The organism is Pseudomonas sp. KUIN-1 (genome assembly GCF_009176725.1).
GTDB lineage: Bacteria > Pseudomonadota > Gammaproteobacteria > Pseudomonadales > Pseudomonadaceae > Aquipseudomonas > Aquipseudomonas fragariae.
In genome coordinates this window covers 5,379,949-5,398,459 of record NZ_AP020337.1, presented here as the reverse complement: position 1 = coordinate 5,398,459, position 18,511 = coordinate 5,379,949, and the positions used below count along the sequence as shown (strand labels likewise).

16 protein-coding genes, 1 tRNA gene and 1 pseudogene are annotated in these 18,511 nt (G+C 57.4%); 6 read left to right on the top strand and 12 right to left on the bottom strand.

The features are described 5' to 3' along the window. Window positions 1-56: 56 nt before the first annotated feature. Window positions 57-377: a hypothetical protein gene (locus KUIN1_RS24420; protein ID WP_011269145.1), complete on the top strand. Its 321-nt coding sequence runs from the start codon at window positions 57-59 to the stop codon at window positions 375-377. A 25-nt stretch (window positions 378-402) separates the two neighbouring features. Here the strand turns inward: KUIN1_RS24420 and KUIN1_RS24415 are convergent, their stop codons facing one another. Beyond that, window positions 403-1,365, bottom strand: a complete 963-nt coding sequence (locus tag KUIN1_RS24415) for a tyrosine-type recombinase/integrase (RefSeq protein ID WP_103714631.1) — start codon at window positions 1,363-1,365, stop codon at window positions 403-405. Window positions 1,366-1,702: 337 nt separating this feature from the next. Between KUIN1_RS24415 and KUIN1_RS24410 the strand changes: the two genes are divergently transcribed. Both KUIN1_RS24410 and KUIN1_RS24405 read left to right on the top strand, forming a co-directional pair. Further along, entirely contained in the window at window positions 1,703-1,951 is a 249-nt protein-coding gene (locus KUIN1_RS24410; protein WP_002556076.1) for a type II toxin-antitoxin system prevent-host-death family antitoxin, read from the top strand. Between the two features lie 12 nt (window positions 1,952-1,963). After that, on the top strand, window positions 1,964-2,314 hold the full coding sequence (locus tag KUIN1_RS24405; protein ID WP_003304103.1) for a type II toxin-antitoxin system RelE/ParE family toxin: 351 nt from the start codon (window positions 1,964-1,966) through the stop codon (window positions 2,312-2,314). Window positions 2,315-2,437: 123 nt separating this feature from the next. Here the strand turns inward: KUIN1_RS24405 and KUIN1_RS28155 are convergent, their stop codons facing one another. The 7 genes and pseudogenes from KUIN1_RS28155 to rpsU all read right to left on the bottom strand — a co-directional run bounded on the left by KUIN1_RS28155 (window position 2,438) and on the right by rpsU (window position 11,474). After that, window positions 2,438-2,896: a hypothetical protein gene (locus tag KUIN1_RS28155; RefSeq protein ID WP_232059987.1), complete on the bottom strand. Its 459-nt coding sequence runs from the start codon at window positions 2,894-2,896 to the stop codon at window positions 2,438-2,440. Window positions 2,897-2,963: 67 nt separating this feature from the next. Then, window positions 2,964-3,956: pseudogene (gene trbL / locus KUIN1_RS24395) on the bottom strand (P-type conjugative transfer protein TrbL); the annotation flags it as partial. Between the two features lie 105 nt (window positions 3,957-4,061). Beyond that, window positions 4,062-4,138, bottom strand: a tRNA-Ile gene (locus tag KUIN1_RS24390). Window positions 4,139-4,153: 15 nt separating this feature from the next. Continuing rightward, the gene (locus KUIN1_RS24385; protein ID WP_024642071.1) at window positions 4,154-6,640 is read right to left on the bottom strand and encodes a bifunctional diguanylate cyclase/phosphodiesterase; all 2,487 of its coding nucleotides are present in this window, start codon (window positions 6,638-6,640) and stop codon (window positions 4,154-4,156) included. A 268-nt stretch (window positions 6,641-6,908) separates the two neighbouring features. After that, window positions 6,909-8,759, bottom strand: a complete 1,851-nt coding sequence (gene rpoD / locus KUIN1_RS24380; protein WP_003411788.1) for an RNA polymerase sigma factor RpoD — start codon at window positions 8,757-8,759, stop codon at window positions 6,909-6,911. Window positions 8,760-8,826: 67 nt separating this feature from the next. Then, entirely contained in the window at window positions 8,827-10,782 is a 1,956-nt protein-coding gene (dnaG, locus tag KUIN1_RS24375; RefSeq protein ID WP_032655936.1) for a DNA primase, read from the bottom strand. A 476-nt stretch (window positions 10,783-11,258) separates the two neighbouring features. Further along, window positions 11,259-11,474 carry a 30S ribosomal protein S21 gene (gene rpsU / locus KUIN1_RS24370; protein ID WP_002551877.1) on the bottom strand — a complete coding sequence of 72 codons (216 nt, stop codon included), beginning with the start codon at window positions 11,472-11,474 and terminating at the stop codon, window positions 11,259-11,261. A gap of 198 nt (window positions 11,475-11,672) precedes the next feature. On the opposite strand from rpsU, the gene tsaD reads away from it, so the two are divergent. Further along, entirely contained in the window at window positions 11,673-12,698 is a 1,026-nt protein-coding gene (gene tsaD / locus KUIN1_RS24365; RefSeq protein ID WP_003394970.1) for a tRNA (adenosine(37)-N6)-threonylcarbamoyltransferase complex transferase subunit TsaD, read from the top strand. 23 nt (window positions 12,699-12,721) lie between these two features. Here tsaD and plsY read toward each other — a convergent pair whose 3' ends face one another. After that, the gene (gene plsY, locus KUIN1_RS24360; protein WP_003402056.1) at window positions 12,722-13,291 is read right to left on the bottom strand and encodes a glycerol-3-phosphate 1-O-acyltransferase PlsY; all 570 of its coding nucleotides are present in this window, start codon (window positions 13,289-13,291) and stop codon (window positions 12,722-12,724) included. 74 nt (window positions 13,292-13,365) lie between these two features. On the opposite strand from plsY, the gene folB reads away from it, so the two are divergent. Then, complete coding sequence (gene folB / locus KUIN1_RS24355; RefSeq protein ID WP_003316242.1) at window positions 13,366-13,719, top strand: dihydroneopterin aldolase; 354 nt, start codon at window positions 13,366-13,368, stop codon at window positions 13,717-13,719. Then, window positions 13,710-14,234 carry a 2-amino-4-hydroxy-6-hydroxymethyldihydropteridine diphosphokinase gene (gene folK, locus KUIN1_RS24350; RefSeq protein WP_096127038.1) on the top strand — a complete coding sequence of 175 codons (525 nt, stop codon included), beginning with the start codon at window positions 13,710-13,712 and terminating at the stop codon, window positions 14,232-14,234. The genes folB and folK overlap by 10 nt, the downstream gene beginning before the upstream one ends. A gap of 98 nt (window positions 14,235-14,332) precedes the next feature. Here folK and KUIN1_RS24345 read toward each other — a convergent pair whose 3' ends face one another. The 3 genes from KUIN1_RS24345 to KUIN1_RS24335 all read right to left on the bottom strand — a co-directional run bounded on the left by KUIN1_RS24345 (window position 14,333) and on the right by KUIN1_RS24335 (window position 18,487). Then, window positions 14,333-15,559: a multifunctional CCA addition/repair protein gene (locus tag KUIN1_RS24345; protein WP_152092339.1), complete on the bottom strand. Its 1,227-nt coding sequence runs from the start codon at window positions 15,557-15,559 to the stop codon at window positions 14,333-14,335. Between the two features lie 97 nt (window positions 15,560-15,656). Continuing rightward, window positions 15,657-17,219 (bottom strand): SpoVR family protein, encoded by a 1,563-nt coding sequence (locus tag KUIN1_RS24340; RefSeq protein WP_003402050.1) that lies wholly within the window; start codon window positions 17,217-17,219, stop codon window positions 15,657-15,659. Then, entirely contained in the window at window positions 17,216-18,487 is a 1,272-nt protein-coding gene (locus KUIN1_RS24335; RefSeq protein WP_011269137.1) for a YeaH/YhbH family protein, read from the bottom strand. The genes KUIN1_RS24340 and KUIN1_RS24335 overlap by 4 nt, the downstream gene beginning before the upstream one ends. Window positions 18,488-18,511: the final 24 nt, after the last annotated feature.

Below are 18,511 nucleotides of genomic sequence, written 5' to 3'. Positions count from 1 at the left end.
ACCAAGACGCGGCAAGCCCCCCGTCCACCACCAGCTCAACGTACAAAGGAAACAGAATGACTATGACCGAAGAAGAAATGCGTCAAGCATTGTTTGGCTCGGGAGGGTCGACAGTGCGCTTAGCCGCTCCACAGCCCCAGACAAATACAGGCAACAACCCATCTGCGAAGGCAGCTGCCAAGCGAAAGATAGCCAAGAATTTTGTGCCCAGGCTCATAGTCACGCTCCGTGTGGGTAACGAGTATGAAGGCACCACAGAGTTGATCACACACGAAGCTGACACGCTCAGCCGCCTTCAGGCTGAAATCGATGCGATGAAGATTGCACGCAAGAAATACAGGCACGTGAAGCTGGTATCGGTCAAGCACGCCAATTAAATCTGCTAATTACACAGGCAGTGTTTCAGTATTTCACTTTGAAGGTTGGTGAATCCTCCGGCCGGTTCTCGCGCCGATCATAGATCTTGGTCGTGCTGATGTTGGCATGACCCAGCCATGCCTGGACCTTTGCGATGTCTGCTTCGTGCTCCAGGGCGTTGGTGGCTGCGGTTGCTCTGAGGCCATGAACGCCCAAGCCGTCAACCTTAATCCCTGCCTTCTTCGCGTAGGCACCGACCACGGTATAGATCCCGTTGGCCGAAACGCCGGCACCGGTCGATTTGCCTCGTAGCGATATAAATAGCGGGACCTTCTTGTCTACCAGATGATGCCCCGAACGTTCCAGATACATATGGATGCGCCCGGCCGCGACGGGGTGCAGTGGCAAATACCGCACCTTCCCGCCTTTACCGTGGATTTTCAAGTGCTGGATACCCCGCCTTTCCTGGATGTCGCTGACCTGCAACTGCGCGGCTTCTTCGCGGCGCAGGCCATGGTAGAGCAGCACGGCCAGCATGGCCCGATCACGCAGTCCCTTCAGCGTGCTTTCATCCGGTGCATCGAGCAGGGCCTTGGCCTGGTGATCGCCCAGCGCGGGGGTCTTGCCTTCGTTGCTTTCTATCCTGGGTCTTTTGACCCCGTGCACCGGGTTGCCCCCGACGACGGCATTGTTTTCCAGAAGGTGATCGAAGAGGCTGGCCAGCGCGGCCAGTTTGCGCCGGATGGTGGCCCCGGCTAGGCCGCGTTGTTCCAGATCGGCGCGCCAGGCCAATACGTGCGACCGGGTGACCTGGCGAAAATCATCGGCGCTGGCGAGCACTATAAAGGAAGAGAAATCCGTCAGGTCATTTTGATAAGCACGGCGTGTGCGCGGGTTGTCCAAGTTGGCAAACCACTCGACCGCTGACGGGACTCTGGCCAGCTGCTGAAATTCGACCGCCGTTAGCCTGCGGTGGTCGTCGGAGACTACTTTTGTCACTTCCTGTATGTGTAACCCATCTTTTGGATCATCGGCGAACAAGAATCGTCATTTCGGTCACAAAAAATACGCCAATGCCCAGCAGCGTACACGATCCTGAAAAATACGAAATAAGTGTTGATAACGTATTTTATCACCAGTAACCATAAAAATTAGACGGTGTGATATTTTTGCATTACCAAACAATGGTCTTGACTCTGAAGGAAAAATAAAACTAGTGAATAGCCTATATTTGGTCTATATTTGGGCTTCTAACATTAGCTTAGGTGATCCTCGGCCTAAGACAACCAAGCGTTATGCACCAGTTTTCGCGGTGCAAATACAAACATGAAGGAGGTCTCAACTCATGCGAGTTGAAACAATCAGTTTTCTGAAACGCAACGCAGCCGACCTGCCTCTCGATGAGCCATTGGTCGTCACGCAAAATGGTGTCCCGGCCTACGTGGTGGAGTCTTACGCTGATCGTAAGCGCCGCGATGAGTCAATCGCCTTGGTGAAGCTCCTGGCAATCAGCTCCCGCGAGTACTCCCAAGGCAAGCACTGTTCCACTGACGAACTCAAAGCCCGATTGAGCAGGAGGTTTACCCAGAAATAAATAGGAGCATTAATGAATACGTTTGCACTGCGCTTTACCGATGTTGCCCAGCAAAGCCTTGAGGATCAGGTTGAACACCTGGCTGTCCATCAGGGATTCTCATCAGCTGCTCAACGTATAGATACCCTTATCGATGCCATCCAAGACAAGCTCCTGTCTACCCCGTTGGGTTACCCGGTCAGTCATCAATTGAGTGAGCTGGGTGTACTGCACTATCGTGAGCTGAACACTGACGGATACCGGATCTTTTACGAGGTGAGGGACGCAGGCGATATAAATGTCATCGTCGTGGCGCTCGTGTTAGGTAGCAAGCAAAGTGTTGAACAGGCCCTCATCCGCTACTGCCTGCTTCAGGCTATATAGCAGTATATGGCATCGACACTGTTATCACTGATGCAGAATTTACCCAGCTGCCGACTTGGTGTTGCCCATAAGCACTCAGCATTAAGTCAGACCTGCAAACGCTTTACGAAGTAGAAGCTTGGGTCAGCGAAATTTCGGCAGCTGGGTCAATTCTGCATCAGCGGCAACATCCATGTAGGCCTTGGTGTTGACCACGGATGATAAAAAGCCTCTGTTCATTCGCCTTCGCCAGATTGCTATTGAGTGTTCCTGTGATTCTAGCGACAAAAAGGAGGGATGCGAAGACGCCTCGGACCACGCTGAGCTTTTGCCGTCAGGTAACGTGGGCCCCGTTGGGCAGCTCCTTTGCCGCGAATGACTATCTATTTTCCCAGGCAACAGCTCATCCATTGTTGCATCGGAGGGCATCATTTCGTCAGTCTTTGAAGATGTTGAACCCGTGTCACAATCCGATATTTTTGCTCCTTGTTTGTTGAGAATCGCTCGTAGGGTCGTGCGCGTGACGAAGATAGGTAGAGGCTCGATTAGACCGTTTTTATCATCCACGAATCGTGGTTCTGTAGTAGGTGTCTGTTTTTCCATGATTTCATCTTGAGCCTAAATGACACAGATACCCGCAGCAGCTCAGTTGCGGCGGTCTCCGTAATACTTAATCCGGAGTAGGATCTCTATCAATAAAATCTGCAAACTCATCGGATCCGCTCACACTATCACCGTCGAACCTCTCGGTCTTGTCGGAATGTAACGTTTTGCTATTATCATTGATCGAAACCGCGACCCTGCCGCCCGCCGTATCTGCTACCGCTGCACTGGCTCGACTGCTTATGCTCTGGCCCACTTGTTCAGCGATGAGCGCCCCGGCACTTGCTGCCAACCTTCCAGTCTGGGCCACTCTCGAAGCATAGCCTGTGTTCTGTCCATTGCCCGTGGCTTGCCCAAAAGCCGATTGTCCCGAACCACTCGCTGTGTCCTGCTCGCTGCCGGAACCATATTCAAAGTTACCTGTGTCAGTGGAGCCGCTGTCCATGTGAGCTTCGGCAGCTTTAAAGGCAGCCTTGAGTGCTGAAGTGCCTCCAGCTATCTCGTTGGCTACCGCCAACGCGGTGCTCGCTGCCGAAGATACGGTAGAAGCAGCCATGGTTGCTGCTCCTATCGTAGCTCCAGCGCCGAAACTACCGATGTCTGAAGTCTGCCCTCCAGAGCTGATGATGCCGGCAAACATTGGAGGTAGCTTATTGATCAAGGTGAGCAATACCACGGATGCGACCAGCAGTACGCATAGGCTATTCAGGTCAGGCGTCCCAACTGAAAAGGCCTGGTAGTACTGGCCCAAAAATGATTTTTCTACACCGATCAGAAACGTCATGGTGAAAAGTTGGATGCCGACGCCAAGTACAGTTTTGTAGTAGTTGATCGCTATATCCGAGACCCATTGGCTACCGCCAAACCCTAGAAGGAAGATCCCGGCGTAGGCCAGCAACCATGCCGAGATGAGCAGCAGAAGCATGTTCAGCGCGATCAGTGCAAGGATCATCGGCACTGCGATAGCTGTTAGGAGCATCAAGATGCTGACCGGGTATAGTAATGAGGCTGGTCTGCTGACTGTGGTGAGGATACTCAAGCCGTTCTCTACGGTGCTTGATGGCGAAAATCCGCTCTATGGCACAGAAGGCTATGACCATGAAGCCTGTATTCGTGACGTCTTACCCAAAAACAAAAAAGCCGCGCAATGCGCGGCTTTCAAAGGTGGTGGGCCCACACGGACTCGAACCGTGGACCAAAGGATTATGAGTCCTCTGCTCTAACCAACTGAGCTATGGGCCCTCAGTAGGTCGCGGATTATAACGGCGGTTTCGCGGCTGTGCTATCCGAAAAGTCCGAAAGATTCATCAGAAGAAATCTTGCGCGGAATTCTTCGGCGTCGAGGGGCAGGCTGATGATGTAGCCCTGGATCTGTTCGCAGCCTTCGCTGGTCAGGAATTGCTGCTGTTCGCTGTTCTCCACGCCCTCGGCGATCACGGTCAGTTGCAGGCTGCGCCCTAGGGCGATGATGGCGCGGACGATAGCGGCGTCGTGGGTGTCTTCCGGCAGGCCGCGGACGAAGGACTGGTCGATCTTGAGGATGTCCAGTGGCAGGCGTTTGAGGTAGCTCAGTGAGGAGTAACCGGTGCCGAAGTCGTCGATCGCCAGTTGCACGCCGAGTGTTTTCAATTGGTGCAGCACGGCCAGTGCTTCCTGGGTCTGGCTCATGATGAAGTTTTCGGTGATCTCCAGTTGCAGGCAACCGGGTTCCAGGCCGTTGTCCGTGAGCAGCTGTTCGATGCGTTCGAGCAGGTTGGTCTGGCGCAGTTGCGCGCCTGCCAGGTTCACCGACAGCGGGCCGAACGGCTGACAGGTCTTGCGCCATACACCCATCTGGCGGCAGGCCTGCTCCAGCACCCAGTCGCCGATCTGCAGGATCATGCCGTTTTCTTCAGCCAGGGGAATGAAGTGCTCGGGCGGCACTTCGCCAAAGGTTGGGTGGTTCCAGCGGATCAGGGCTTCTGCGCCTGCCATTGTGTGGGTCAGCAGGTCGATTTTGGGCTGGTAGGCCAGTGTCAGTTGATTGCGCTCCAGAGCTCTTCTCAGTTCCTGCTCGAGGGCGATGCGCTCGCTGGCCTGGTCACTGAGGTCGCAGGTATAGCTTTCGACCCGGTTGCGGCCTTTTGCCTTGGAGCGGTACATCGCCGCATCGGCATTTTTGACCAGCGTGGCCACGTCGGTGCCGTCGGTGGGGAACACGCAACTGCCGATGCTGGGGCTGATGTAGAGCTCATGTTCGCCAGCTTCAAAGGGCGTGCTGAAGCAGGCCAGTAATTTATTGGCGATGGCCTGTGCGTCGCTGGTTTGCAGCAGGCCGGGCAGCAGGACGATGAACTCGTCGCCACCCAGGCGTGCAACGGTGTCGATGTCGCGCAGGGTCTCCTTGAGCCGGTGTGCGATGCCTTTGAGCAGCAGATCGCCGACCGGGTGGCCCAGGCTGTCATTGATGTGCTTGAAGCGGTCCAGGTCGAGAAACAGAACTGCACCGAGGCTGCCGGATTCTTCGCTGTGCAGCAGAGCGGCTTGAAGCCTGCTCTCGAACAGTATTCGGTTGGGCAGGCCGGTGAGCGGGTCATGATGCGCCTGGTAGTCGAGCCGCGCCTGTGCTTGTTTGAGGCTGGAGATATCGGCGAACACGGCGACGAAGTGGGTCAAGAGGTTGTCTTTATTGCGCACGGCGCTGATGGTCAGCCAACTCGGGTAAAGCTCGCCGTTCTTTCGACGGTTGCTGATTTCGCCCTGCCAGTGGCCCTCGGCTGCCAGTTGATGCCACATCGCGGCATAGAACGCGCTGTCATGTTGGCCAGAGGCAAGCAGGCGAGGGGTCTGGCCGATGGCTTCACTTTCGCTGTAGCCAGTGATTTCCGTGAACGCGCGGTTGACGGCGCTGATGCTCTGGTCGGTATTGGTGATGAGCACACCTTCGGCAGTGCTCTCGAAAACTGTCGCCGCCAGATGGAGCTTCTCCTGCATTTGCCTGCTTTCGGTGATATCCCGGGTAATCGTCAGCAGACAGTCTTCACCCGAAATGATGAGGGGTTGAGAGGACAGTTCGCACAGTCGAATATCACCATTGTTGTGACGAATCCGGACCCGCAAGTCCTTGACGAAGCCATGCTTTTTCATACGTTCGATGAGCTTTGAACGCTCGCTCAGGTCGACCCAAATGCCCAGCTCGAATGTCGAGTGGTCAAGGCAGTACTTTTCGCTATAACCGGTCAAGCGGCAGAACCCCTCGTTGACCTCCAGAAGCATGCCGTCCTGCTGCCGGGTAATCGCCATCCCCTCAGGCGAGGCATGAAAGGCTTTGGCGAACTTCTCTTCGGAAAGCTGTAATTGTTGTCGGGCCAGTTTGAGCTGGGTGATGTCACGCACTATCACCAGCACGGCAGGTATCGGGCTATGCTCGAACGGCTGGGCGGACATGAGTCCTGAAAAGGTTTCGCCGTTTTTGCGCCGAAAGGGTATCTCCAGATTATGGATATCGCCGGTCTGCAATTGCAGCAAGACTTTTGGGCCGATGCCTGGCACTGCCCACAGATTCAGTTCTGTGGGTGTCTTGCCAATCACTTCATCAAGGGGGATACCGGTTCGCTCTACGAACGCTTCGTTGGCATCCATGATGTGCCCGTCAGCAAGGCTGACGATAAGCATGGCATCCGGGCATTGAGCGAAGATCGAGGCGAATTTCCCCTCGGACAGGCATGACGCTTCCCGGTCACTGGTGTTGATTACTCCACGCATATGCGGCTTACGTCCGTGTCTGACTATCGCTGATGATGGTGTGGCGTAACCTTGTAACTACAATGATCCAAGGCTTGATTCGAAGAGCGCTGGTGTCTGGTGTGATACATAGTTGTAGGTCAATTTTTCAGGCGCTGCAATTAGACTGATGTCTGACCTCTTATTGATTCGGTGAATTGACAACTGGGCCTGCAAATTTTGAATTTTCTTCTGCCCGGAAACGCAAAACCCCCGGCATGCCGGGGGTTTTGTTGACTCGCGGGTGCGATTACTCGTCGAGGAACGAGCGCAGGTGCTCGCTTCTTGTCGGGTGACGCAGCTTGCGCAGTGCCTTGGCTTCGATCTGACGAATCCGCTCGCGGGTCACGTCAAACTGCTTACCAACCTCTTCAAGCGTGTGGTCGGTATTCATGTCGATGCCGAAGCGCATGCGCAGAACCTTGGCTTCACGGGCGGTAAGGCCCGACAGCACTTCGCGTGTCGCTTCTTTGAGGCTTTCAACAGTGGCGACATCGATTGGCGACTGCATGGTCGAGTCTTCGATGAAGTCACCCAGGTGCGAATCTTCGTCGTCACCGATCGGGGTTTCCATGGAGATCGGCTCTTTCGCGATCTTCAATACCTTGCGGATTTTATCCTCAGGCATTTCCATGCGTTCGCCCAGCTCTTCCGGGGTCGGTTCGCGACCCATTTCCTGCAACATCTGCCGGGAAATACGGTTGAGCTTGTTGATCGTCTCGATCATGTGCACCGGAATACGAATGGTGCGTGCCTGGTCGGCAATCGAGCGAGTGATCGCCTGACGGATCCACCAGGTGGCATAAGTCGAGAACTTGTAGCCACGACGGTATTCGAACTTGTCCACAGCCTTCATCAAGCCGATGTTGCCTTCCTGGATCAGATCGAGGAATTGCAGACCACGGTTGGTGTACTTCTTGGCGATGGAGATCACCAGACGCAAGTTCGCTTCAACCATCTCTTTCTTCGCGCGGCGGGCCTTGGCCTCACCGATCGACATGCGACGGTTGATGTCCTTGATCTCGGCGATTTTCAGGCCAGTCTCTTCTTCCAGTGCAGACAGCTTCTGCTGGCAACGCTGGATGTCAGGCTGCAGGCGACCGATGGCTTCGGCGTATTTGCTCTTGCCCTTGGCCAGTGCGTCAGTCCAGCTTTCGTCGACTTCGTTGCCCGGGAACTGGCGCAGGAAATCGGCGCGCGGCATACGTGCATCACGTACACACAGCTGCATGATGGCGCGTTCCTGGGCGCGAAGACGCTCGAGGGCACCGCGTACACGCTCTACCAGACCTTCAAACTGTTTTGGAACCAGTTTGATCGGCATGAACAGTTCGGCCAGTGCAACCATTTCGGCAATGGCGTGCTTGTCGTCGCGACCAAATTTCTTCAGAGCCTTGCGGGTGATTTCCATTTGATCGGAAACCGCACCGAAGCGCTGCTGGGCGATGACCGGATCAGGACCGCTCTCGACTTCGTCTTCTTCGTCGCTGGCGTCTGCCGACTCTTCCTCGTCGTCATCGGCACCTTCGGCCTTGACGGCTTTGGGGTCGACAGGCGGCGGGACTTCGGCAGGCGGCGCAATGCCGTCGTCCGGGTCGATATAGCCGCTCAGGACATCGGAAAGGCGACCGCCTTCACTGGTGACGCGTGTGTATTCGGAGAGAATGTGGTCAACCGTGCCTGGGAAGTGCGCAATTGCGCCCATCACTTCACGGATGCCTTCTTCGATACGTTTGGCGATTTCGATTTCGCCTTCACGGGTCAGAAGTTCAACGGTGCCCATTTCCCGCATGTACATACGAACAGGATCGGTGGTACGACCGATGTCGGTCTCGACCGCTGCCAACGCTGCAGCCGCTTCTTCTGCGGCTGCCTCGTCGGTATCGGCGTCGGCCAGCATCAAGGCGTCCGCATCCGGAGCACTCTCGTGTACCGGGATCCCCATGTCGTTGATCATGCGGATGATGTCTTCCACCTGCTCGGGATCTGAAATATCCTCGGGCAAGTGGTCGTTGACCTCTGCGTAAGTCAGATACTTCTGCTCACGACCCAGGGTGATCAACTCTTTGATACGAGATTGCTGTTGCGCTTTTCCGGACATAACACCCTATCCACTGAAGGTCTTGGCGGGCAAAAAACAAGCCGAGGATTATACCCGAGCTATGACCTCACGCGCCAGTTGAGGTCGGGGTTTGTGCGGGAACATTGCGATTTAGCAGTTCCCTAAGCTGAATTTTCTCTTCTGCGCTCAGCTCGGTCTGCCGAGCCTTGCTGATCAGATGTTCCAGACTGCGCTCGCGCTGGCGAGCGGATAAGCTAGTTATAGTGTCGAAAAACTGTTGTTCAAGGTTATCGGCCTCAATCAGCCATTCCTTTTCTGCCAGTGCGCGCAGCAAGCGGCCCTGTTCAGTCCCGTGCCATCGCGCTATCAACTGTAACGACCGAAGGTTCGGATTCTTTTGCCGGGCCTCGATAAGAGCGACCAGCAGTTGTGCGTTGGATTGGTCTTCTGCAGCGAAATGGCTGGCATTTTCGACCTTTTCCGCCAATTCGGGGTGATGCAGCAAGGTTCTCAGTGCGGCCTGCATGGGCGGCTCGACGGCGGTGGGTACACGCGGCGTTCGAGGTTCGAAGTCCTGGCGCTTGCCTTTTTTGCCCCAGGATTTGTTGTCCCATTTTTTTTGATTCTGACCGCCGGTTTTCTTTTGCGTCCATTCCTGCTGAGGCTCGTAACCGCCTTGTGGCTGGTAATCGGCAAAATCAGGCATGGCGTCGTAGTCGACATACGGGTCGTAGCTCGGTGGCGCCTCTGCCGGCGCGCTCTGCACCAGCTGGCTGACGGCCTCGCCGGTCAGCCCGGTAATTTCGGTCAGGCGCTGACGCATCAGAATACGCAGGTTCGCGCCGGGCACTTTGTCGATCAATGGCGCGGCGAGGGTGGCCATGTGCGCCTTGCCCTCCAGCGAGCGCGGGTCGGACTCTTTGGTCAGTTGCTCGAAAAAATAATCGGCCAGCGGCTGCGCGTGCTGATTGATGCGTGCCTTGAACGCGTCGGTGCCTTCGGAGCGCACCAGCGTGTCCGGGTCTTCGCCTTCGGGAAGAAACAGAAAGCGCGCCCGGCGTCCGTCCTGCAGGTTCGACAGGGTCGCTTCCAGCGCACGCCATGCAGCGTTGCGTCCGGCCTGATCGCCGTCGAAGCAGAACAGCACGTTGGGCACCACCCTGAACAGGCGCTTCAAATGCTCTTCGCTGGTTGCAGTACCCAGCGTCGCCACGGCATTGCGCAAGCCTTGCTGGGCCAGGGCGATGACGTCCATGTAGCCTTCAACGACGATGATTTCATCGAGGTTGCGATTGAATTTGCGCGCCTCGAACAGCCCGTACAGCTCCTGACCCTTGTGGAACACCGGTGTTTCCGGGGAGTTCAGGTACTTGGGTTTGTCATCACCCAGTACGCGGCCGCCAAAGGCAATGACGCGCCCGCGCGAATCACGGATCGGAAACATCACCCGGTCGCGGAAGCGGTCGTAGCGTTTGCCGGTTTCGGCGTTCTCGATCAGCAGCCCGGCATCGATCATCACCTTTTGCTGCAAGGAGTCGCTGCTCAGGTGCTTGTACAGGTTGTCCCAGCCGGGAGGGGCGAAGCCCAGGCCAAAGTCTCTGGCGATTTCGCCGGACAGCCCGCGGCCCTTGAGGTAATCCACCGCAGCCTTGCGTGACGGGTGGCTTTTCAGGGCCTGGCGATAGAACTCGGCGGCGGCGGTCAGCAGCGGGTAGAGCGGGGAATCGGTCGGTTGCCGGGGCTTCTGGCCTTTTACGCTTTGTTCGCGAGGCACTTCCATGCCGGCGGCCTTGGCCAGGTCTTCGACAGCCTGGGGGAAGTCCAGGTTGTCGTGGTCCATGATGAAGCCGAGCGCGTTGCCGCCTGCGCCGCAACCGAAGCAGTAATAGAATTGCTTGTCCGGGCTGACGCTGAAAGAGGGGGTTTTCTCTTTGTGGAACGGGCAGCACGCGGTGTAATTCTTCCCGGCTTTCTTGAGCTGCACGCGCGAACTGACAACATCGACAATATCGGTGCGGTTCAGAAGGTCGTCGATAAAGCTCTGGGGAATCAGCCCGGCCATGGCGTTCTCATCATTCAAGCGTGGTGCAAAAGTATCGGACGACTCTACGAGCGTTCCGTCAGCCTGTCAGCCGTCTTTTTTGAAGACGTCGGCAATAAACGGGCACGTCTTTGCATCCGAAGGACGGTGTTGGCCTGAAAGGAATAAAGCTTGATCCCGCGAGAGGATCGGAAAGGCCAAGCTTCGCTGCCCACGCGAGTGGTCAGAGCCTGGGGACACGGAGACGCTGCCTTGGCTGAGCTTCTTGCGAAGTCATCAAGGCATACTCGTCTTGTCATCGGTCGATGTGCTGCCCGAGTGGGCATGACCGATGTAGCCTGTGAGCAGGCTGGACGTGCTTGAATGAATGTCTGAGTCGCATCGGCGGCCTGGACAGGGTCAATCAATAAGGCGAACGCAAAACAGCGAAGCTGTAACTGCCGACAGCCCGGCTGGTTGGCCGGGCAAGGCAGAAGCTTGCGACGAAGGTCTGTAAATTAATACAGACGAACGGCGCGGCGCTGTTCGCGCTGGACTTTCTTGGCGTGGCGTTTGACAGCAGCTGCTGCCTTGCGCTTACGCTCCGAAGTCGGCTTCTCGTAAAATTCGCGGCTACGAACTTCAGCCAGAACACCGGCTTTTTCGCAGGAGCGCTTGAAACGACGCAGAGCTACGTCGAAGGGTTCGTTCTCTTTAACTTTGACGGCTGGCATCCAGAGCTACCTTCATTCATTACCGGGGTCAACGCTCAGTGCAAACACTGCACAAAAGTACGTCGGTTTTTAAGGGTTGCGGATGTTAACCCCTCATTGAGAGGAATGCAAAGCCTCTGATCGAAAACCGCTGGTCGGCACCTCGGTCGGCGACTATTATGCGCGCCTTCAAATCTGCCCCCTACAAGGCGCAACCCCATGCTAGTACTGGGATTAGAAACCTCCTGCGACGAAACCGGCGTCGCGTTATACGACAGCGAACGCGGTTTGCTTGCGGACGCATTATTCAGCCAGATCGACCTGCATCGTGCCTATGGCGGTGTGGTACCGGAGCTGGCTTCGCGCGATCACGTCAAGCGCATGCTGCCCCTGATTCGCCAGACACTGGCCGAGGCGGACTGCGTGGCCACTGATATCGACGCCATTGCCTACACGGCCGGCCCTGGATTGGTCGGCGCCTTGCTGGTCGGCGCTTCGTGCGCTCAGGCACTGGCGTTCGCCTGGGATATCCCGGCGCTGGGCGTGCATCACATGGAAGGTCATCTGCTGGCCCCGATGCTGGAAGAAAACCCGCCACAGTTCCCGTTCGTCGCCTTGCTGGTGTCGGGCGGCCATACGCAACTGGTGCGCGTCGACGGCATCGGTCAGTACGAACTGCTGGGCGAGACGCTGGATGATGCCGCAGGCGAGGCCTTCGACAAGACCGCCAAGATGATGGGCATGCAGTACCCCGGCGGCCCGGAGATTTCAAAGGCGGCCATGCAGGGTGTGGCGGGGCGGTTTGTCTTCCCTCGGCCGATGACCGATCGTCCCGGGCTGGAATTCAGCTTCAGCGGCCTGAAAACCTCTGCGCTCAATACCTGGCAGCAATGCCGGAATGCTGGAGACGACAGTGAGCAAACCCGCTGCGACATCGCTCTGGCCTTCCAGCAGGCGGTAGTGGAGACTTTGACCATCAAATGCAAGCGCGCGCTCAAGCAGACCGGCCTCAAGAGCCTGGTGATTGCCGGTGGCGTCAGCGCCAACAAGGCACTGCGCGCTTCGCTGGAAAGCATGCTTGGCGACCTGCGCGGCCATGTCTATTACGCACGGCCCGAGTTTTGTACCGATAACGGCGCGATGATCGCGTTTGCCGGGTGCCAGCGTTTGCAGGTCGGGCAGAAGGAAGATTTGAGCATCAGCGTGCAGGCACGCTGGCCCATGGAGCAGTTGTCGGGGCTGTGACGGCAGACCAGGCGGGGTACGCCTCAGAAATGTCGTTCGCGCCCGGCGAGCAGGTCGCGTAGATTGCCGCGATGGCGCCAGACGATGAGCAGGGTCAACACGCTCATCGGCAGCAGCGCATGAGGCTCCTGCCACGCCAGCAATGGCAGGGTCAGGGGTGTGGCGATCAGGGCGGCAAGCGAGCTGGTGCGGGTCAGGTAGAGCGTCAGCAGCCAGGCGACTATCGCCAGGGCAGCGGCGGGCGGATACAGGCCCAGCAGCACACCGGCGGCGGTCGCTACGCCTTTGCCACCGCGGAAGCGGAAGTACACCGGGAACAGATGGCCCAGCACTGCGCAGACGCCGATCCAGCCCTGTTGTGCGATGTCCATGCTCAAGGTGCTGGCGATCAGGATCGGTACCAGGCCTTTGCAGAGGTCGCCGAGCAGGGTCAGGATGGCGAGTTTTTTCCCGGCCAGACGCAGCATGTTGGTCGCGCCGGCATTGCCGGAGCCACTGGCGCGCGGGTCCGGCCTGCCGCTCAGGCGGCTGAGCAGGATGGCGAAGGACAGCGAGCCAAGCAGGTAGGCGAAGGTGGCCAGTAACCAAAACATGCGAACCATTCCGGGCGAGGATGCCCTGATTCTAACGGCGCATCGCGCCCTTGTCGTGCAGTGGAGAGTAGTGCTTGGACAGAGTTTTCATCGAGGGCCTTGAGGTCGATACGGTCATTGGCGCCTATGACTGGGAGCGCGGCATTCGTCAGTGCCTGCGTCTGGACCTCAGCTTCGCCTGGGACAATCGCCCCGCAGCCGCAGGCGACGATCTGAGCAAGGCCCTCGACTACGCCAGTGTCTCGACACGTATTCAGGCGTTCGCCGAGCAGGCACAGTTCCAGTTGGTGGAGACCTTCGCCGAGCGACTGGCTGAAGTGCTGATGGGTGAATTCAATATTCCCTGGCTGCGCCTGAAACTGACCAAGCCCGGTGCGGTAGCGGCCGCTGCCGGTGTGGGCGTGGAGATCGAGCGCGGATGTCGCTGACGCGGATTTTCCTCGGCCTGGGGAGCAACATCGAGCGTGAGCGCCACCTGATTGCGGGGCTCGATGCGCTGGATGGCTTCCTGACCGATCTGAGCTGTTCGCCGGTTTTTGAAAGCCATGCCGTGGGTATCAAGAGCGGGCCGTTCTTCAATCTCGTCGTATCGGCGCTGACTGATTTGCCCCTGATGGAGCTGGATCGTCGCCTGAAATTCATCGAAGCGGACAATGGCCGCTACGCCCCGGATCGCAAAGGTTTGCCGCTGGATATCGATGTGCTGCTGTACGGCGAGCAGGTCGGTAATTTCGACGGGCTGATCTTGCCGAGGGCGGAAATTCTGAAGAATGCCTTTGTGTTGCGGCCATTGGCGTTGATTGCCCCTGAACGTCTGCATCCCGGTGTGGGCATTGCCTTCAGCAAACTCTGGGCTGACGCGCAGATCGATCAGCAGCTTTGGCCGGTGGCGTTTGAATGGCGTGGGTTGGCACTGACGCCTGAGGATTTGCTGCGTAGCTGAGGTCATCCTCGTCTTTCAGCCCGAGTGCAGAGCGTCCATGGCTGCGCATAGGTACGAAAGGTGCTCCCCCGGACACCTCTCGTTCCTCACGCTCCGCGTCACACAGTGCTGGTCTTGTAGGTTTTCAGTGCCTTCAAGCGCTCGTTCTTCAGCGCGTCACCCAGTTCCTTGCCCTTCAGACCCTGTTCCAGCAACGGCTGTACTGATACCGCGCGTGCGGCCTCGGCGGCGCCGCGCAGGTAGTCGGCCTGTGGATAACTGCGTTGTTCGAAGCCGTGACGTCCTCGGGCGTCCATCTCGCACGCCGCAATGAACTCTTCAAAGCGCTGCGGGCGGCGGTAGACGTCGAAGCTTTGCAGCAACTCCAGCAGGGTCGAAGGTTTCAACTCCAGCGCACGGTGGCCGTGGGTATGGTACTGGCCGACCAGCAGCGCCAGTTCCTGGCAGTCCCTCGGCACACGAAAACGCTCGTTGACCGCTTTTATCAGGCGCAGGCCGGTGTGTTCATGAGCGATGTGCCTTGGCCATTCGGCTTCCGGCGTCAGCCCTTTACCGAGGTCGTGCAGCAAGCAGGCCCAGCGCACCGTCAGCGGGTGTTTGTGGCGTGCGGATTGCTCAAGAACACTGAGCACGTGTACGCCGGTGTCTATTTCCGGGTGATGCGCCGCCGGCTGCGGTACACCGAACAACGCTTCGACTTCGGGCATCAGCTCTTTGAGCGCGCCGCAGTCGTGCAGCACCTGAATGAACACCTGAGGCTGTTCTTCCATGAGCGCGCGCGAGATTTCCTTCCAGCTTCGCTCGGCAGTCAGCGCCTTGAGTTCGCCGGATGCACTGAGCTGTCGCATCAGTCCCAGGGTCTCGGGCGCGATGGTAAAACCGTAACCGGCGTAGCGTGCTGCGAATCGAGCCACACGCAAGACCCGGAGCGGATCTTCGGCGAATGCGGGTGAAACGTGACGCAATATCCGCGCTTGCAAATCCTTCTGGCCGTTGTAGGGATCGGTTAAATTGCCGTCCTTGTCTTCAGCCATGGCATTGATGGTCAGGTCACGCCGAATCAAATCCTGCTCAAGCGTCACCTCGGGGCTGGCGTGGAAAATAAAGCCCCCATAGCCCACGCCGCTCTTGCGCTCGGTGCGTGCCAGCGCGTATTCCTCATTGGTCAGCGGATGCAAAAACACCGGGAAATCTGTACCGACCGGGCGATAGCCCTTGATCAGCATGTCCTCGGTGCTTGCGCCGACCACGACCCAGTCGATGTCCGTGACAGGTTGACCCAGAAGACGGTCGCGTACAGCACCGCCCACTTTATAAATCTGCATAAAAAGCCTCCGTAAGCGCGACAGGATAAACCTTGTGTCGTACTTGCGGAGGCTAAAGCTGCATGAACAAGCGTTTAAAACCCTATTCCCCTAGTGCTTAAAGGTGAACGACCGCCATATCAAGCCGGGGATATTCACTGTCGGCATGCTCGCCTTTCGGGGGGACGTGATGAGTCTTGACCACCTGATCGCCCTGCAGGGTTTCCAGGTGGATGTCAAAGCCCCACAGCCGGTGCAGGTGCTTGAGCACCTCGTCTGTCGAGTCACCGAGTGGTTTGCGATTGTGCTGTTGATGGCGCAGGGTCAGCGAGCGATCGCCTCGGCGGTCGATGCTGTAGATCTGCACATTGGGCTCCCGATTGCCCAGGTTGTACTGCGCAGCGAGTATTTCGCGAATGGTCCGATAGCCGTTTTCATCATGAATGGCGGGCACCAGCAGGTCCTCCTGCTGGTCGTCGTCCATGATGCTGAACAGCTTGAGGTCGCGAATCACCTTGGGCGACAGGTACTGGAGGATGAAGCTCTCGTCCTTGAAGCTGGTCATTGCGAATTTGATCGCCGTGAGCCAGTCGCTGCCGGCAATTTCCGGAAACCACTGGCGGTCTTCGTCAGTAGGGTTTTCGCACATCCGGCGGATGTCCTGATACATGGCAAAGCCCAGCGCGTAGGGATTGATACCGCTGTAATACGGACTGTCGAAACCGGGCTGGAAAATCACGCTGGTGTGCGACTGCAGGAACTCCATCATGAAGCCGTCGGTGACCAGGCCTTCGTCGTACAGATCATTCATCAGCGTGTAATGCCAGAACGTCGCCCAGCCTTCGTTCATCACCTGGGTCTGGCGCTGTGGATAGAAATACTGCGCGATCTTGCGCACGATGCGCACCACTTCACGCTGCCATGGCTCCAGCAGCGGGGCGTGTTTCTCGATGAAGTAGAGAATGTTTTCCTGCGGCTCTGCCGGAAAGCGCGCGTTGTCTTCCTTGCTGCTCTTGTCGGCACTTTTCGGGATGGTGCGCCACAGGTCGTTGATTTGCCGCTGAAGGTGCTCCTCCCGGTCCTTCTGCCGACGCCGCTCCTCTTCGGCGGAAATCGGGTAGGGGCGCTTGTAGCGATCCACCCCGTAGTTCATCAGTGCATGGCAGGAGTCGAGCAAGTCCTCCACGGCATCGATGCCATGCCGTTCCTCACATTGCATGATGTACTGCTTGGCAAACACCAGGTAATCGATGATCGAGCTGGCGTCGGTCCAGGTGCGAAACAGGTAGTTGCCCTTGAAGAAGCTGTTATGGCCATAGCACGCATGAGCCACGACCAGCGCCTGCATGCAGATGGTGTTCTCTTCCATCAGGTAGGCGATGCACGGGTCGGAGTTGATGACGATCTCGTAGGCCAGGCCCATCTGGCCTCGCGAATAGGATTTTTCCGTGCTGAGGAAGTGTTTGCCGTAGGACCAGTGGTGATAGCCCAAAGGCATACCCACCGAGGCATAGGCATCCATCATCTGCTCGGCCGTGATCACTTCGATCTGGTTGGGGTAGGTGTCCAGCGCATACCGCTCGGCAATCCTGCCGATTTCGCGGTCGTAGGCGCGGATCAGTTCGAATGTCCACTCTGACCCCGTGGAGAGGGGTTGGCGCTTCTGCTCTCTGGCGGTCATGACACTAACCTTCGCTGAAAGAGTTCGCGGAATACCGGGTAGATATCACCGGCAGAGACCAGCTGTTGCTGGGCAAACGTGTCGGCAAAATCTTCACCGATGCGTTCGTATTCATACCACAAGGCCTGATGCTCACGCGGCGTGATTTCCACGTACGTGTAGTACTGCACGAAGGGCATGATCTGTTTGGTGAGGATTTCCCGGCAGATGGGCGAATCATCGTTCCAGTTGTCGCCATCCGACGCTTGTGCCGCGTAGATATTCCAGTCACTGCTCGGGTAGCGTGCGGCCATGATTTCCTGCATCAGTTTCAAGGCGCTGGAAACGATGGTGCCGCCGGTTTCCCGGGAATAGAAAAACTCTTCCTCGTCCACTTCGCGGGCGCTGGTGTGGTGACGAATGAAGACCACGTCGATCTTGTCGTAGTTACGTTTGAGGAACAGGTACAGCAGGATGAAGAAGCGCTTGGCGATGTCCTTGGTCGCCTGGGTCATGGAACCGGAGACGTCCATCAGGCAGAACATGACCGCTTTGGAGCTGGGGTTGGGTTGCTTGACCAGCAGGTTGTACTTGAGGTCGAAGGTGTCGAGGTAGGGCACACGACGAATGCGTGCCTTCAGTCGGTCGATCTCTACTTCCAGTTCCTGAATGTCACCAAAGTTATCCGGCTCTTCGCGCTTCATGCGCTCAAGCTCGGCGGTCGCTTCCCTGAGTTTCGCGCGACTGCTGCCGGACAGCGCGATGCGGCGTGCATGCGCAGAGCGCAGGGTTCGGATGATGTTGATCCGCGACGGGTTGCCTTCGTTGCTGATCCCGGCGCGCACGGTCTTGAAGGTATCGGTGCCGGTCAGGTTGCGCTTGACCAGGTTCGGCAGCTCCAGGTCTTCGAACATGAATTCGAGAAATTCTTCCTGAGTAATCTGAAACGAAAACTCATCCATCCCTTCGCCGGAGTTGCCTGCCTTGCCGGGGCCTTTGCCGCCACCGCCGCCTTGAGGGCGGGCGATGTGCTCACCTGTGGTGAACTCCTTGTTGCCAGGATGAACAACGGTCTGCTTGCCGCCGCGACCGTGGTGCAGGACCGGTTCGTCGATGTCACGTCCGGGAATGCTGATCTGCTCGCCGTGTTCCATGTCAGTGATGGAGCGTCGGCTGACCGCTTCCTCCACTGCCTTCTTGATGTGGTCACGGTAACGCCGCAGAAACCGCTGGCGGTTTACCGTGCTCTTGTTCTTGCCGTTGAGACGTCGGTCGATCACATAGCTCATAGGCTCCTCCGGGGAGCTTCAAGT

Bases quoted from the DNA above. Each gene is read 5' to 3' on its own strand.
- KUIN1_RS24420 (WP_011269145.1), top strand. From the start codon at position 57: ATGACTATGACCGAAGAAGAAATGCGTCAAGCATTGTTTGGCTCGGGA.
- KUIN1_RS24410 (WP_002556076.1), top strand. From the start codon at position 1,703: ATGCGAGTTGAAACAATCAGTTTTCTGAAACGCAACGCAGCCGACCTG.
- KUIN1_RS24405 (WP_003304103.1), top strand. From the start codon at position 1,964: ATGAATACGTTTGCACTGCGCTTTACCGATGTTGCCCAGCAAAGCCTT.
- KUIN1_RS28155 (WP_232059987.1), bottom strand. From the start codon at position 2,896: ATGGAAAAACAGACACCTACTACAGAACCACGATTCGTGGATGATAAA.
- KUIN1_RS24385 (WP_024642071.1), bottom strand. From the start codon at position 6,640: ATGCGTGGAGTAATCAACACCAGTGACCGGGAAGCGTCATGCCTGTCC.
- rpoD (WP_003411788.1), bottom strand. From the start codon at position 8,759: ATGTCCGGAAAAGCGCAACAGCAATCTCGTATCAAAGAGTTGATCACC.
- dnaG (WP_032655936.1), bottom strand. From the start codon at position 10,782: ATGGCCGGGCTGATTCCCCAGAGCTTTATCGACGACCTTCTGAACCGC.
- rpsU (WP_002551877.1), bottom strand. From the start codon at position 11,474: ATGCCAGCCGTCAAAGTTAAAGAGAACGAACCCTTCGACGTAGCTCTG.
- tsaD (WP_003394970.1), top strand. From the start codon at position 11,673: ATGCTAGTACTGGGATTAGAAACCTCCTGCGACGAAACCGGCGTCGCG.
- plsY (WP_003402056.1), bottom strand. From the start codon at position 13,291: ATGTTTTGGTTACTGGCCACCTTCGCCTACCTGCTTGGCTCGCTGTCC.
- folK (WP_096127038.1), top strand. From the start codon at position 13,710: ATGTCGCTGACGCGGATTTTCCTCGGCCTGGGGAGCAACATCGAGCGT.
- KUIN1_RS24345 (WP_152092339.1), bottom strand. From the start codon at position 15,559: ATGCAGATTTATAAAGTGGGCGGTGCTGTACGCGACCGTCTTCTGGGT.
- KUIN1_RS24340 (WP_003402050.1), bottom strand. From the start codon at position 17,219: ATGACCGCCAGAGAGCAGAAGCGCCAACCCCTCTCCACGGGGTCAGAG.
- KUIN1_RS24335 (WP_011269137.1), bottom strand. From the start codon at position 18,487: ATGAGCTATGTGATCGACCGACGTCTCAACGGCAAGAACAAGAGCACG.